The organism is Mucilaginibacter sp. P4_A11 (assembly GCF_056402535.1).
Genome location: NZ_JBFUHE010000006.1, coordinates 184,598 through 199,777 on the forward strand (window position 1 = coordinate 184,598; position 15,180 = coordinate 199,777).

Sequence of the window (15,180 nt, forward strand, 5' to 3'; positions counted from 1 at the left end):
TATCACATTATGAAAAAATTAATCAATTTCAGCATAATACTGGTATCCTGCATGGCATTTGCCTGTAAAAAGGATGCCAAATTAACCGTACTCCAACCTGTAGGTTTTGATTCATCCATCAAGGCATCAACCGGTACTGTGGCGCTTTCGGCCGCTACTGATGATGCTTCGGTAATTACCTTTTCATGGCCGGCGGTTGTTTACCCCATCAAGGCTTCGGTAACCTATACTTTACAGGTCGATATCCCGGCTGATACCGTGGGCACCACTGCCTGGGCGAATGCCAAAAACATAGTTGTGGGCGATGATGTCCTTTCTAAATCATACAAAGGTTCGGATCTGAACACACTGGCCATCTCTATGGGTATCGAGGCTAATACAACAGGAAAACTGGTATTCAGGATCCAGGCTACACAGGACAGGAATGCTTACACTAAAGGCCTTGCTGTAACCATAAGCCCTTACCAGATATTTACCGGTTTCCCGGCATTATATGTTCCGGGCGATTACCAGGGCTGGTCGCCAGGTACCGCGCCTTCAATCGTGGCACTGCAATCCAACAAAATTTATGAGGGATATGTGTACTTCCCGGCAGGCGGCACTTATCACTTCAAATTTACAAGTGATAAAGACTGGAACCATATAAACTATGGTTATGCCGGCGATGGCAAACTCTCAACAGATGGTTTAGCAGGCGATTTGGTATTGCCGGAAGCTGGCTATTACGAACTATCGGCCAATACCAATAACCTCACCTGGACATATACCAAAACCACCTGGAGTATTTTGGGGGATGCTTCGCCGGGAGGCTGGAGTACCGACACCCAAATGACCTATGATGCAAGCAAACAGGTTTGGACATTAACCTGCGACATGTTATCATCAGGTTCATTCAAGTTCAGGGCTAACAATGCCTGGAATATCGATTTCGGTATCACCAAAGATACCGGGAAGCTAACCTATGCCGATAGCCCGGTGTATGGCTACAATGGTAATTTGGATAACCTGAGCGTGCCATCGAGTGGCAATTATACCATCACGCTCGATCTGCACGATCCTAATAATTACAAGTACACTTTACATAAAAACTAATCATGGTAAGGCAGCACCGCAGGGTGCTGCCTTACTTTAATTTCTGATGAGATGAAATTTAAACCCACACGTACTATGATGATCAATGCCCTGCTTATTTGCCTTGTTTCGTTGTTGAGTTTTTGTAAAAAAGATAACAACAGCACTCCGGTAAACAGTACACCCTATACACAATATGGTACTCCCTTCGCCAATGTGCCCAGTCCGCAGGATGCCATTATTTACCAGGTGAATATCCGGGCTTTCAGCAACGATGCCTCATTGAAAGGTGTTACTGCCCGTTTGGATTCAATTAAAGCGTTAGGCGTAAACGTGGTTTACCTGATGCCGGTTACCCCGGTTGGTGTACTGAAATCGGCCGGGGGCCTGGGTTCGCCTTATGCCGTAAAAGACTATAAAGCAGTAAACGCCGAGTTTGGCAACATGGATGACCTGAAAGCATTGGTAGACGCCGCGCATAATAAAAACATGGCTGTAATATTGGATTGGGTTGCCGACCATACCTCATGGGATAATGCCTGGATCAGCAACAAAAGCTGGTACAAGCAGGATGCAAGCGGTAATATCATTCCGCCTCCCGGTACCAACTGGACAGATGTTGCCGCCCTTAACTATGATAACCAGGATATGCGCAAAGCCATGATCGATGCTATGCAATACTGGGTTTACAATGCCAATATCGACGGTTTCCGTTGCGATGCTGCCGATTTTGTTCCTTTTGATTTTTGGAAGCAGGCCAACGATGCTCTTAAAACCATCGCCACCCACAAACTGCTGATGTTTGCCGAAGGTACCCGTAATGATCATTTCAAAGCTGGTTTTCAATTGGAGTACGGCATGGCTTGGTACGGTGGTTTGGAAAACAAGATTTATGGTAATAATGGATCGGTTACGCAGCTTTCGGCTTTAAACACCAGCGAGTATTCGGGCGCTTTTGCAGGTTCGCAGGTGGTAAGGTATATTACTAATCATGACGTGTACAACAGCGATGGAAACCCCATAGCACTGTATGGTGGCAAAACCGGCTCTATGGCTGCATTTTTAGTGAGTGCCTACATGAAAGGCGTACCGATGATATACAACGGGCAGGAAGTGGGTTGCACCCGCGGTATTGATTTCTTTTACCATACGCCGATTGACTGGAGCACCAACCCGGATCTGACAGCCGAATATAAAAAGATCATCAATTTCCGTAAAAACAGCGATGCGGTAAGGAACGGCGATCTGGCCACGTACAGCAGCGATGATGTTGCAGTATTCACTAAATCAACCAGTAAAGAGAAAGTATTGGTGATATCCAACTTAAAAAACAGCAACGAAACCTATACTTTACCTGCCGGGTTAAACGCAACCTTATGGAAAAACGCCTTTACCGGAGCCGCGATTTCATTGAACAATACAATAACCCTGCTACCATATCAGCATATGGTTTTAACACAATAAAACTTCTCTAAATTTATACATGAAATTCAAAAAGATCACCATAATAATTGGTTGTGTCATGAGCTTCTCGCAACTCATGGCGCAATCGCCGGTGTCGACGCCGGGTAATGTGCAAAGCGTTACCGCTAACGAGCAGGATGTGACTTTTCAAGCAGGCACCATCTTCGGGAAAGTTATCGTTTACAGTCCCTCGGTTATCAGGGTGAGGTTGGATAAAAAACCCCTGGGGCGCGATTTTTCGTATGCTGTTATCGCGCAGCCTCAAAAAACAAAAACGAGCATCACTCAAAATGAAGAAAGCATTACTGTGCTTACAGATTCGTTGAAGGCAGTTATCCATAAAAAACCTTTCGCGATAGCTTATTATACACCGGGTGGGCAACTGATCAACCAGGACGAACCCGGCCTGACCACCAGTTGGGTTGGCGAAGAAGTAACCAGTTACAAAACCATGATGCCCGATGAGCGTTTCATTGGCCTTGGCGAAAAAACGGGTAATCTTGACCGCAAAGGAAATGCTTATACCAACTGGAACTCCGACACCTATGGCTACCAGGTTGACCAGGACCCTATTTACTCAACCATTCCGTTTTATATAGGTATCCACCATAGCCTCAACTACGGCATTTTTATGGATAACACGTATCAAAGCGACTTTAACTTTGGTGCGAGTAATAACCGTTTCTCATCATTTGGTGCACATGGAGGTGAGATGAACTATTATTTCATCTACAACAAAAACATAGCAGGCATTATTCAGTCATACACCGGGTTAACCGGTCGCATGAAAATGCCGCCTTTATGGAGTTTGGGATACCAGCAAAACAGATATAGTTATTATCCCGATACCGAGGTACTACTCATAGCCCAAACCCTGCGTGAAAAAAAGATCCCGAGCGATGGGATCACACTGGATATCCATTACATGGACCGTTACCAGTTGTTTACGTGGGATAAAAAGCGTTTTCCCGACCCGCCGCAATTGACTGCAAAGCTCAATAAGCTTGGTTTTAAGCTCACCGTTATTGTTGACCCGGGTATTAAGGTTGAAAAAGGCGCACCTGCCTATGAAAGCGGCGCAAAGGACAGTGTGTTTATTCAATATCCCGATAAAACATTCTACACCGGGCAGGTATGGCCGGGCTGGTGCAACTTCACCGATTTTACCAGCGAAAAAGGCCGTGCCTGGTGGCGCAAACAGGTTAAGTTTTTTGCCGATAATGGGGTAAGCGGCATCTGGAATGATATGAACGAGATTTCAACCTGGGGCCAGAAAATGCCATCGAACGTATTGTTTGATTTTGATGGTGCCAAAACCACGCACTTGCAGGCACACAATGTTTACGCGCTGGAAATGATCCGCTCAAGCTATGAGGGTGCAAGGGAGCATTTTAAAGAGCGTCCGTTTATTTTAACCCGCTCGGGCTATGCCGGTTTGCAGCGTTATTCGGCCATCTGGACTGGTGATAACCGTGCCGAAGATAACCACATGCTGCTTGGCGTACGCCTGATGAACAGCCTCGGTTTAAGCGGGGTTTCATTTACAGCCATGGATATTGGCGGATTTACAGGCGGCGCAAGTACAGCCCTTTTTACCCGCTGGATGCAGATCGGGGCCTTCATCCCCTACTATCGAAACCATACAGCACTCAATACCAAAGCATCCGAGCCCTGGGCTTACGGTGAAGACGCACTGGAGATCAGCCGTAACTTTATTAATTTCAGGTATAAACTGATGCCTTACATGTACTCCAATTTTTATGAATCTACCCAAAGCGGTATGCCTGTAATGCGTTCGCTGGCTATCAATAATACTTTTGATGCAAAGATTTACGACCCTGCTTTCCAAAACCAGTATTTGTTTGGAGGTGCATTTATGGTAGCACCTTTTGAGAGTACTAAGGAGTACGGTAAAATTTATTTACCGCAGGGTACCTGGTATAATCTATACAGCGATGAGCAATTACAGGGCAAGGCAGAGATCATTCAGCCGCTTAACATGAGCCACTTGCCGGTGTTTGTGAAAGAAAGCAGCATTATCCCGATGCAATCATTAGTACAAACAACTGCCGAAGCGCCAACAGATACGCTTACCCTTCATATTTACAACGGAAAATCAGCAAACACTTTTGTACTGTATGAAGATGACGGCAAATCATACAACTATGAAAACAATGAGTTTAATAAGCGATCTATAAACTTTGATCCCACAGCGCGGAAATTAACCATTGGGGAAACCGCCGGTAATTTTACCAGCAAATTCCATGAGGTTAAACTGGTGCTGCATGGTTTTACTAACATTGGTAAGATCAAACTAAACAGTAAAATCCTGAACGGCCATTCGGCATATTATACTATGATAGATCCGGTTAATAATATCGACCCGCAAGGAGCTGATGGCGGAAGAAGAGATGCCGCTCCTGTTTATGAATTGAGTTTTGGCCTATCCAATCAAAAACAAGTACTTGACTACGAATTAAAATAGTGTTTTAGTATGGCCGATAGCGGAGATTAAAGTCTGAATGCAAGGTCATGGATATGCAAAAGCCGGATGAACCATACATCCGGCTTTTTTTATGTGAACAATAGCTAATAATACGATGGCCGATCACGTCCTGAAAACCAGGAAAGATCACTATAGCTGTAGTTTCTCCAGCTGGTCGAAGTTTAGTGATAGCGTAACTTCCTCTTAAAACAGGTTGAGCTTATGAGATACACCTGCATTAGCGTGGGGGTAAATCTTTTCTTTGAATAGATCAAAACATGAATTTTGCCGCTTGATTTATTAGGTTTGTAGTTATGAGAAGAAAAAATAAATGTCATTATTGGGGATTATTGGCAGCCTTTATTTTAGGAACAGCATGCTTGTCATGCAATTCACATGATCACAAAGTAGCAGCGGAACATAGTACCGGACTTCCAGATTCTGAAGCCAAAATCCTTAATGGTTTGACCCGGGATTTTTTTAATAAATACAAAACCGAGGGCGCTGATAAGTCGCTCGATTATATTTTTTCATCAACTAAATCGGTCAGTGGCATCGAGAATTTAAAGGTGAAACTTGATTCCGTTAGGTTGCAAATTGGTGAGTTTACAGGTTATAGTCAGGTTGCTCAAAAATCCGTTGGAGATGGTATGGTGTTGCTTAGTTATTTAGTTAAACACAAAAATGATCCACTACGATTTACATTTATCTATTATAAACCTGAAGATCACTGGGTACTATATAAATTTTATTTTGACACAGATTTAGTTGAAGAACTTGAATATTCGGGCAAGCTTTATTTTATTAATGAAGGGGTGCAATAATCTTTTGTAATGAGGGCTAAAGACCGAAGGGACATTGCATTGATTGCAAGAAACAACCTCATCAGCAGAAAGAATAATCAATAAGGACACGCGATAGCGAGAAAATGGGAACTGACAGTATTTTGTCAGTGTTCATTTTTTAAAAACCGGGTGTTCAACTTCTGAAAACCAATACCCACAACTCATTGACTATCAACACCAACCTGTTCAAGTTAGCTTTTAATACATCTTCAACAAATTATATCCCACTGATTATCAATGATATTAATTTAAGAAAAGAGAACAAATGTTCACACTTTTAAAAATTGAACACTTGTAAATCCAACCGTCATTTTTACCTGGCACGTTCAACACAGGCAGATAATACCTGTTCAAGCACCGGCCTTGAAACCGGCTTGCTAAAGAAGCCCGTGACTGAACTATAGCTAAGCGCACGCTCGCGGTCTGTCGGATCAATTGATGATGAAAATACATAGAGCAGCGGTTTAACCGGCAGTGCCGAGTGCAGGTCCCTAAAACCCTCAAGAAAGTCCCAGCCGTCAAAACGGGGCATCCTGATATCCAGAAAAATAACGTCGGGGTGATCTGCAGGATCATCTGAAAATGTCTTCAACGCCTCTTCCCCGTCGTAACTATGTACCACAGGGTGAAAATCTTTGATCCCGGAAATAAGCTTATCCAGTATAATATGGTCAAGTTTACTGTCATCAATAAAGAGTAATCGAAACATGATTGGCAATTATGATATTGCCGCATAAGTTAAGATATATTATCGGCTTTTTAAAAAATTGGATAGTATTACTACGGTCAGACTAATAAGTGAGAAAACTATAGGGGTATTATTTCATTTATAATGACGCGTGCTTTTAATTTAAAGTAACAACTAAAAGGGTATGTATTTCGCTCTTATGCAATTACATACCCTTTTTAGTCTAATAAACCAGGAATATCATCGGTACCGGAGAAGCAGACTTATATAATTGGACTGAATTTATAATGTAGCGCTTTTTTCAACAATTACGTTCCTGGCGCTCATGTAGGTGGCTCCGGTAGGGCCCGGCGATCCTGATGAACCTTCCATTTGGTAATCAATAATGATATTCAGATTTTTTCCAACAAAGTTAGCCCCTGTTTGCGTACTTTTTAAAGCCCCATCTATCCAGTATTCGATTGATACATCAGTTGCATTGGTCTTGGTCATGTAAACCGAATAAGTGTGCCAGCTTCCGGGACTGGAAATAGCAGTACCAACACTTGACCAGCCCCCGCTGGCATTTTTGTAAGTATTTGTCCAGCAGGTGGCGCTGCCTTTAAATTCCATAAAATCGCTTTCAGGCGGCCATGAATCAGCACCTGTTACCCAAAACGCAGGCCATGTCCCGGTTTGCGACTCGCATTGAAATTCTCCTTTGAAATGCCACTTCGGCCAGGAATCAGTTACCACAGGTATGGTCTTGGCATAAATTGTCCCTGAATAATAGTGGATCGGTAAATATGGGTCTTTGTTGCTGTTACCAACGCTTCCGCTGGGGGCACTCGTTAATGTAAGCACACCTCCGGAAACTGAAATATTTTGAGAGCGCATACGGGCAGATCCATTATGATCAGATCCCCATGGATATAAGTCGTTCCAATAGGTGCTGTATGAGCTAAAAGATGTAGCAGGAATCACATTTACCCACGATACGGTGTTTGTTGACAGGCGGTCAGCAGGAGTATTTGCCGCAGAATTGGCTGTAGCCGTAGTATCTTTTCTACATGCAAAAAATGAGGAAGCTGCAATAAATACAAATAAAACAAGAGTTAATTTTTTCATAATAAAGATTTTTTAGGTTAATAGATGTTCTTCTCCCGATATTTAATGAGAGCTCTGGTTAATTGGTGAAACAAATTAACAGACTTAAAATCCTTTTGACGGGGGACAAAACTGGATTTTATAGGGGTTATTTATACTATTGATTTAGTGCGATTTAACGGCATTGTCCGAAAATATGCCTAAAAACAGAAAGGTTGCTTTTTTTTCGAAAACAACCTTTTTTTGATTTTGGTACTAAATGAGGTACAATCAATTAGCTTTCAATGCTGAATTTTGATATTCTCACTTTGCATTCATTTTCTTATTTCGTAACACAGTTCTACCATTCCGCTTTTGTGAGCTGTTACATCCTTGAGGTGCAAGGTTTGCTCCTGCCCAATCTCATCAAAAAAAGGTATTCCTTCGCCCAGAATAACCGGCAGGATCGACTGCCTTATTTCATCCGCTAAGTTTAAACAGATGAAATCTTTAGTGAGCTTGGCACCGCCTACAAGCCAAACATTCTTGTAGTTTGGTTTTAGTTGTTCGTTCACCAATTTGTGCAGATCGCCTGAATAAATTTTGATATTTGGCCTTTCAACCGATAGTTTTCTGTGAGTTAATACAATGGTCGGCACATCCCCATAAACCCAGCCATATAATTTGGAAAGTTCCAAAGCATGTTCATACGTCCGGGAACCCATTATATAACAGTCTATTTTTTTAAGAAATTCCTTTGCATCCTGGTCTGTAACGCTAATTCCTTTCTCGTAATTGTCGGATGTTTCGAACCATGAAATGCTATTATCCTTTTTGGCAATATAGCCATCAAGGCTTGAAACCATATGTATGGTTATCTTAAATGTATCCGCCGCCATTTGTATATTTTATGTAGAAATGAGTATTACCGGTGTTGCTATTGAATTGCCAAGTGCTACCCCTTTTTTTTAAATTGGAGAAGGACTACCCAACACAAATTCAGTAAAAAAAAACCATTGATGTTCCTCTACTAATCCACCTGCTCAATTGGAAGTTCGGTTACTGTTGTTGCCTGTTCGTGAAAATTTCTGGTTAGCCCGGTGATTTGCTTTTTAAGCCTGGTTGCCTGCCTCTTTAATTTGATAATTGTTCCGTTATTATTCTCCGTCTTCCATGCCAAAAGCAGTGTGATGGTCAGTTGGTTATCGTGCCAATTGCCGATAGCTTCCTGCACCCTGTCAATATAAGCTTGATTGAAAGGTATATTCAGTTCCCCGCTGATAAGAGGGTAATTATAGAGCAGTATCTTCAATTGTTTACGACAGGTATGTAAGTCCTCGTCAAAGCGGAGTTGATTTAAAGTTTGGGCAATAATTTCAAGTTGTTGCCGGTAATACAAAGTGAGGTGTAACTTGCTGATTGGCCTGATCCGCTTCAGGAGCCTGCGCCGTGTTTTCCGGAGCCAGGCCCGGTGCTGCTCACCGCCAGCGTTAAATGCCAGGGTAGCACTATTCATAACATCTTGTTGTTCCTGGATAAAATCACCGTTTTCGCCAACTGCTTTGCCCAATTCCTGGTTTACATAAGCATCCCTGATCACCCCGGCCTGCTTAAATATTTTACGAACAGGTTTAAAATGCTTCTCCAGCGCGGAATCCTGTGCGGCACTGTCTGCAAGGATCAAAAGAGCGCGCATTTTTTTTACCCCGGTGCGAAAACGGTGCAGCTCTTCCTGTTCGCCGTTTTTCACGAAAGAACGGAGATGGCGTTTCATAGCCAGCCATACTTTACCTAAATACTTACGTTCCGTCTTCTTTTTCATGCAGGATGGCTTGTTATTGTTTGGGCTTTTGCCGATATCAGAAATTCATAAAAAATAAAACACTACTGCAGATTTTTTTCAATTCAAAAAGTCAACTGCCACATCTCCTGATCAAATGACAATAAAAATCTTAATATAAAAATACAATTAAAAAATAAAAATCAGGGTCACGTTGCTACCCGGCATAAACGAGAATGCAACGGTTAACAAACTGCCACCTAAAATATTGGTAGCGGTTGTTAAGCGCCGTGATTTGCTACGCTAACGTTGGTCTTGGCAATCGTTTAAAATTACTTACCGATGTCTGGAAATCATCCCGATAAAAAGAATCTTATCCAGTAATGAGTATAATAAAATCCAGTGAGTGTCTTTATGATGACCGGGCGGATAAAGCTGGTCATCACACTAAGTCATAAACCTAAAAATTTAAAAACTATGAGTTTTTTTTACCAAAAAAAGTATTCGGCACGGTGCCTTTTAGTTTTTTTGCTGCTGATAGGCATAAGCTTTCATGCTGCGGCGCAGAGCCGCCAGATCAGCGGTACTGTTACAGATTCTGTCTCCAGGGATCCCCTGCCTGGTGTAACTGTGCAGGTTATTGGCACTACCAATGGCATTCAAACTGATGTAAATGGCAAGTACAGGTTAACTGTTAGTCCCGGTGCAAAATTATCGTTTGCGTTTGTAGGTTATAACACGCGCAAAATAAGCGTTGGCGACGATGCTATCATCAACATTCAATTGTCAAACAAAAGAAGCGACCTTGAAGAGGTTGTTGTGGTTGGTTATGGAACACAAAAAAAACCGTCGGTAGTGGGCGCCATTGCAACAGTGAGTGCTAAAGTATTTGACGACCGCGGACCGACCAACAACCCAATTGCCAATTTACAGGGCCAGGTTCCGGGCATGGTTGTAACAAGAAGCTCAGCCCAGCCGGGCCGTGAAAACTGGAATTTCCAGATCCGCGGTGCAACTTCAGTTAACGGCCAGGACCCTTTGGTGATTTTGGACGGGGTTGCCCTCAACAATAACAATGAACTGAACTCTATCAATCCCAATGACATTGATAATATTTCGGTTTTAAAAGATGGCTCGGCTTCCATCTATGGTGCCCGTGCCGCTTATGGTGTTGTACTGATCACCACTAAGAAAGGCAAAGCGGGTAAAATGCAGATCCAGTATGATCCTTCTGTATCTGAGAAATTTTTAGGCCTTCAGCCCAAAATGACAAATATTGATCAATGGGCAAATGGCCTCCTCCAGGCCAAAACCAATGATAATTATGGGGTAGCTCCAACAACGGACCTCTGGTACCAGATGGCCAACTTTGCCCTGGCCAATAAGGGTAACGTAATATTAGCCTCACAAATTCCGGGAAACACCACAGGGGGCATCACTGCAAATTCGTTCTATAACGGTTTACCTGTACCCGCATTTCTTGACGTAAAGGAACTCGATTTTATAGATGTATCATTACAACAGTATTTATGGGGAAGGGCAACTTCAACACAGCATAATCTTGCCGTATCTGGCGGAACTGAGAAAAATACTTATCGCGTTTCGTTGGGCTATTTGAATGACGGCAGCCAGCTTCAGATCGGCAACAACGGCAATCAACGATACAACCTCAGGCTGAATAATAGTTATAAATTTAGCGACAGGGTGCAATTGGAAACCAACATTGCTCTTGAACAAAATAACATTCAGCAGCCAACCATGTATACTACGGGGAGCTACAGCGCACTCGGAAATGGATTCCAGGTTGGTTTGCCTATGTATACGCAGTCTGGAAAACCTTATCAGTGGGGCGGCGTTGCAAGCCCGGCAGGCTTGCTGAGGGATGGCGGCGACAACCTGGAGAATAACAGCCGGGCGCTATTAAATTCAACGCTTACTTACAATTTCATGAAACACCTCACATTTACCGGAACGGCTGGATATAATGTTTGGTGGCAGGATGACCGTGTGCAAACCAAAACAGTGCGCCTTTATTCATACGATGATAAATACCTGACCGGGACCACTGCACCATCAGGCGGCTCAACAGGAGGAAGTGAAAATTATTTCCGCGCTAATATCAATGATAAATATTATAACCTGATAGGCCGTGTTACCTATGCTAATACTTTTAACAGGGTACACGATGTATCGTTAATGGTAGGCAGTTCATACGAAAGGGATGAGTATGATATGTTCAATACCCGTACTTACAATTTGGGGAGCGATGATGTGCCGTCATTAAATTTGGGGGTGAGCAGCACATTGGCCGGCTTTGTAACCAATGATGAACAGCGTAACCATTACGCCCTGGGTTCATATTTCGCAAGGGCTACTTACGCGTATAAAGGCAAGTATCTTTTTGAAGGAACAGGCCGGTATGATGGATCTTCGAAATTCATTGCCGATAAACGCTGGAAACCTTTCTACAGCCTTATGGCGGGCTGGCGTTTAGGCGAGGAAAGCTTCATCAAAAACACAAATATTTTTACTGAATTAAAACTGCGTGCATCTTACGCTACATCGGGCAGTCAGGGAGGGATCGGTCTTTATGATTACCTGCAATCACTGAACGTAAGTAATAGCGGTAACCTTTTAGGAACAGCACTTGCAACTGCAACCACAACAACAGGGAATCTTGTTTCGCTCAACCGCACCTGGGAAACGGTGATCAAACGTAATCTTGGTATTGATTTTGGCCTTCTCAACGGTCACCTAAACGGAACTTTTGAGGTATTCCGCAATCAAAATAAAAACATGCTGGTAAGCGTTACCTACCCTGCAACATTGGGAATTGGCGCGCCTCAGTCAAATAACGGCGACCTGAAAACCTGGGGCTGGGAAGGGCAGCTAACCTGGAAAGACCACGTTGGACAGGTAACATATACTATTTCGGGTAATATAACCGACAGCCAAAACAAGTTAGTTTATTTTAATGGCGTTCCGGCACTGGGTGCCGGTTATAACGGTACTGTAGAGGGCTACCCGCTCGGCTCATATTTTGGCCTCAAGTATGGTGGCCGTTTCCAGACACAGTCGCAGGTTGATACCTATAACACCACCTATTATGCCCCTGGAGGAGTGATCAATACCATTGGTATCCCTGCCGCCACACCACTAACCAATTTACCGGGCCAAAACTCAGGCTTACGTCCGGGCGATAATTATTTTGTTGATGTTAACGGTGATGGTAAGCTCACAACAGGTACATCAGCAAAAGATATGGGCGACCTCGTTTATTTAGGCAGCGATGTTCCGCGCTATACCTTTGGTTTAACGTTGGGCCTGCAATGGAAAGGCTTTGATTTTACAAGCATTTTTCAAGGCGTAGGGAAAAGAACTATATTCAGGGCTAATGGCGGCGCAAACAACTGGCGTGTCCCTTTTGCCGCACTTGGCCAGGCACAAACTACACAATGGGTTGGCAACACCTGGACGCCCGAAAACACCAATGCATTTTATCCAAACCTTCACAGCAATGGAATTAACGGTTATAACTACCAGATTTCCAGCTGGTCCGTTGAGAACGGAGCTTATGTACGCCTCAAGAACCTTGTCATCGGTTATACCCTACCCAAAGCATTACTGGAGCGTACCAAAGCAATCAGCCGTTTAAGATTTTACATTTCGGGAAGTGACCTGTGGGAAATTAGCGGAGTTCATGATGGCTGGGACCCCGAAATAACCAGGACCACGGCAGGAAACGAGCGTTATCCCTTTTACAGGTATGTAACCATAGGCGCAAACATTACTTTTTAATTGAAATGATTATGAAAAATATATACCGAAGGATCTTCAGTATCCTGTCAATCATTATTATTATAGGCTTTTCCGGATGCAACAAGTCACTTAACCTTAATCCACAGGATCAGCTCTCGGAAGCAGCGTACTTTAAATCGGCCGGGGATTTCAAGACCTTTGCCAACCAGTATTACGGCTATCTTCGCAATTTCAATAATTCGTTTGCAGATAACGCGCATTATGATGGACGTGCCGATGTGTTTGGCGGAGGTGGTACTTATGGTGCAGGTATCAATACAGTACCGGCAAGTGATGCTTACTGGACTAATAATTATTCAAGAATCAGGAACTGTAACTATCTACTTGAAAAGGCAGCCACTTTCTCCGATCAGGCCGGCATTAGTCAGTTTGTTGCCGAAGCTAAATTTTTCAGGGCTTACTGCTATTTTGAATTACTGCAGCTTTATGGCGGTGTTCCGCTGATCACCAAAACCCTGAACCTTGATTCGCCCGAGCTTTATGGCAGCAGGGCATCACGCGATCAGATAGTTGACCTTGTCATTGCCGACCTGGAAGCAGCTATTCCGAACCTGCCTGCATCAATCTTAGCAAATTCGGCAGACTTCGGCCGGGTGAGCAAGCCCGCTGCACAAGCATTTTTGGGCAGGGTTGCGTTATATGAAGGTACATGGCTAAAATTCAGGAACGGCGATGCTTCCCGTTATAATATGCTGCTTGATAAATCAGCTACGGCTTCAAACGCAGTAATAACCAGCAACCTGTTTGCACTTTTCGGTACAGCAGCGTCAAATGCGCTGGGCGGCAACAGCACCATATTAGGCGATTCTGCACAGAAGTATCTTTTTATCCTCGAAAACCCCAAATCAAACCCAGCTTCCGTTACTAAAACTGCAAATCACGAATACATTTTATCTTATCGTTATGATGACGTGAGTAAAACAATCGGAACAAATATCAGCAGGCAGGGAACGCAAATTGGCCCTCAGCATAAATACGTTAACGCATTTTTGTGCCAGGATGGGTTACCTATCGAAAAGTCGCCATTGTTCCAGGGTTTTGAAACCTATGGCTCGGAATTTTTAAACCGCGACAACCGCTTAAAATATACCATCAAAATAAACAATATGTATTACTGGTATGGTAATGCCAATTATCGGGTAACCTGGTTAAATGATGCCGCCGATATTGCCTTATCTACCGGGAAAGTTGTTCAGATCTCTGGTTATGGAAATCAAAAATGGGTAACCGAACGTAACTGCCCGGACACCAAAGAATCTGAAGATTACCCGGTGATCCGTTATGCCGAAGTATTGTTAAACTATGCCGAAGCTGTTTATGAGCGCGACGGGGCCATCACAGATGCTGATCTTAACAAATCGCTCAACCTGGTACGCTTGCGGGCCAATAAGAATATGCCGCCATTAACAAACGGATTTGCAGGCGCTAACGGCTTAGATCTGCGCACAGAGATCCGCAGGGAACGTTTTATTGAGCTTTATTATGAAAACTTCAGGTTTGACGATATCAAGCGCTGGCATAGTGCCGCAACCGATCTGGTTACCAACACCGGAGGTACTGCTTATGGAAACATCAGTGCTTTTGTTAGCCCATGGCCGGTAGGTATTAAATTTAAAGGCACCCAGGCCGACATTGGGCCAAACCCTTTAAAACCAGCTCCAACTAACGCGTTAGATGCCAATGGTCAACTGATCATTGACAATACAGCACGTAACTTTTCAGAAAAAAATTATTTATACCCCATTCCGGCTCAACAAATCACCCTTAATCCCGCGTTAACACAAAATGCGGGATGGTAAAACCATTTGTGTTTATTTAATTAAAAAAGAGGCTGTATAATTATACAGCCTCTTTTTTTTGTCCCTTTCATCGTATCAGGGGGACGTGACGTGATTGCGCGTTATTCAACTGTCTGTAGTTGTTAATTCACAACGCTTTCAGATATAAAAGAATTTTAAATAAG

10 protein-coding genes are annotated in these 15,180 nt (G+C 43.3%); 6 read left to right on the top strand and 4 right to left on the bottom strand.

The annotated features are described in order from the left end of the window. Positions 1 to 9: 9 nt before the first annotated feature. The 4 genes from AC1DUD_RS13765 to AC1DUD_RS13780 all read left to right on the top strand — a co-directional run bounded on the left by AC1DUD_RS13765 (position 10) and on the right by AC1DUD_RS13780 (position 5,844). Positions 10 to 1,092 (top strand): SusE domain-containing protein, encoded by a 1,083-nt coding sequence (locus AC1DUD_RS13765; RefSeq protein ID WP_477375250.1) that lies wholly within the window; start codon positions 10 to 12, stop codon positions 1,090 to 1,092. A gap of 51 nt (positions 1,093 to 1,143) precedes the next feature. Then, a complete protein-coding gene (locus tag AC1DUD_RS13770) occupies positions 1,144 to 2,535 on the top strand; it encodes an alpha-amylase family glycosyl hydrolase (RefSeq protein WP_477375251.1) in 1,392 nt (463 codons plus the stop codon). A gap of 19 nt (positions 2,536 to 2,554) precedes the next feature. Beyond that, positions 2,555 to 5,020: a glycoside hydrolase family 31 protein gene (locus AC1DUD_RS13775; RefSeq protein ID WP_477375252.1), complete on the top strand. Its 2,466-nt coding sequence runs from the start codon at positions 2,555 to 2,557 to the stop codon at positions 5,018 to 5,020. 314 nt (positions 5,021 to 5,334) lie between these two features. Next, entirely contained in the window at positions 5,335 to 5,844 is a 510-nt protein-coding gene (locus tag AC1DUD_RS13780) for a hypothetical protein (protein WP_477375253.1), read from the top strand. A gap of 334 nt (positions 5,845 to 6,178) precedes the next feature. Here AC1DUD_RS13780 and AC1DUD_RS13785 read toward each other — a convergent pair whose 3' ends face one another. The 4 genes from AC1DUD_RS13785 to AC1DUD_RS13800 all read right to left on the bottom strand — a co-directional run bounded on the left by AC1DUD_RS13785 (position 6,179) and on the right by AC1DUD_RS13800 (position 9,440). Further along, on the bottom strand, positions 6,179 to 6,574 hold the full coding sequence (locus AC1DUD_RS13785; protein WP_477375254.1) for a response regulator: 396 nt from the start codon (positions 6,572 to 6,574) through the stop codon (positions 6,179 to 6,181). Positions 6,575 to 6,835: 261 nt separating this feature from the next. Further along, positions 6,836 to 7,660 carry a family 16 glycosylhydrolase gene (locus tag AC1DUD_RS13790; protein ID WP_477375255.1) on the bottom strand — a complete coding sequence of 275 codons (825 nt, stop codon included), beginning with the start codon at positions 7,658 to 7,660 and terminating at the stop codon, positions 6,836 to 6,838. A 293-nt stretch (positions 7,661 to 7,953) separates the two neighbouring features. After that, positions 7,954 to 8,517, bottom strand: a complete 564-nt coding sequence (locus tag AC1DUD_RS13795; protein ID WP_477375256.1) for a dihydrofolate reductase family protein — start codon at positions 8,515 to 8,517, stop codon at positions 7,954 to 7,956. 131 nt (positions 8,518 to 8,648) lie between these two features. Continuing rightward, positions 8,649 to 9,440, bottom strand: a complete 792-nt coding sequence (locus AC1DUD_RS13800; protein WP_477375257.1) for a CHAD domain-containing protein — start codon at positions 9,438 to 9,440, stop codon at positions 8,649 to 8,651. A 435-nt stretch (positions 9,441 to 9,875) separates the two neighbouring features. Between AC1DUD_RS13800 and AC1DUD_RS13805 the strand changes: the two genes are divergently transcribed. Continuing rightward, on the top strand, positions 9,876 to 13,196 hold the full coding sequence (locus tag AC1DUD_RS13805) for a SusC/RagA family TonB-linked outer membrane protein (protein ID WP_477375258.1): 3,321 nt from the start codon (positions 9,876 to 9,878) through the stop codon (positions 13,194 to 13,196). Positions 13,197 to 13,207: 11 nt separating this feature from the next. Further along, the gene (locus AC1DUD_RS13810; RefSeq protein WP_477375259.1) at positions 13,208 to 15,016 is read left to right on the top strand and encodes a RagB/SusD family nutrient uptake outer membrane protein; all 1,809 of its coding nucleotides are present in this window, start codon (positions 13,208 to 13,210) and stop codon (positions 15,014 to 15,016) included. Positions 15,017 to 15,180 lie beyond the last annotated feature (164 nt).

Coding starts and splice junctions, on each gene's coding strand:
- AC1DUD_RS13805 (WP_477375258.1), top strand. CDS start 9,876: ATGAGTTTTTTTTACCAAAAAAAGTATTCGGCACGGTGCCTTTTAGTT.
- AC1DUD_RS13795 (WP_477375256.1), bottom strand. CDS start 8,517: ATGGCGGCGGATACATTTAAGATAACCATACATATGGTTTCAAGCCTT.
- AC1DUD_RS13770 (WP_477375251.1), top strand. CDS start 1,144: ATGAAATTTAAACCCACACGTACTATGATGATCAATGCCCTGCTTATT.
- AC1DUD_RS13785 (WP_477375254.1), bottom strand. CDS start 6,574: ATGTTTCGATTACTCTTTATTGATGACAGTAAACTTGACCATATTATA.
- AC1DUD_RS13800 (WP_477375257.1), bottom strand. CDS start 9,440: ATGAAAAAGAAGACGGAACGTAAGTATTTAGGTAAAGTATGGCTGGCT.
- AC1DUD_RS13780 (WP_477375253.1), top strand. CDS start 5,335: ATGAGAAGAAAAAATAAATGTCATTATTGGGGATTATTGGCAGCCTTT.
- AC1DUD_RS13790 (WP_477375255.1), bottom strand. CDS start 7,660: ATGAAAAAATTAACTCTTGTTTTATTTGTATTTATTGCAGCTTCCTCA.
- AC1DUD_RS13765 (WP_477375250.1), top strand. CDS start 10: ATGAAAAAATTAATCAATTTCAGCATAATACTGGTATCCTGCATGGCA.
- AC1DUD_RS13810 (WP_477375259.1), top strand. CDS start 13,208: ATGAAAAATATATACCGAAGGATCTTCAGTATCCTGTCAATCATTATT.
- AC1DUD_RS13775 (WP_477375252.1), top strand. CDS start 2,555: ATGAAATTCAAAAAGATCACCATAATAATTGGTTGTGTCATGAGCTTC.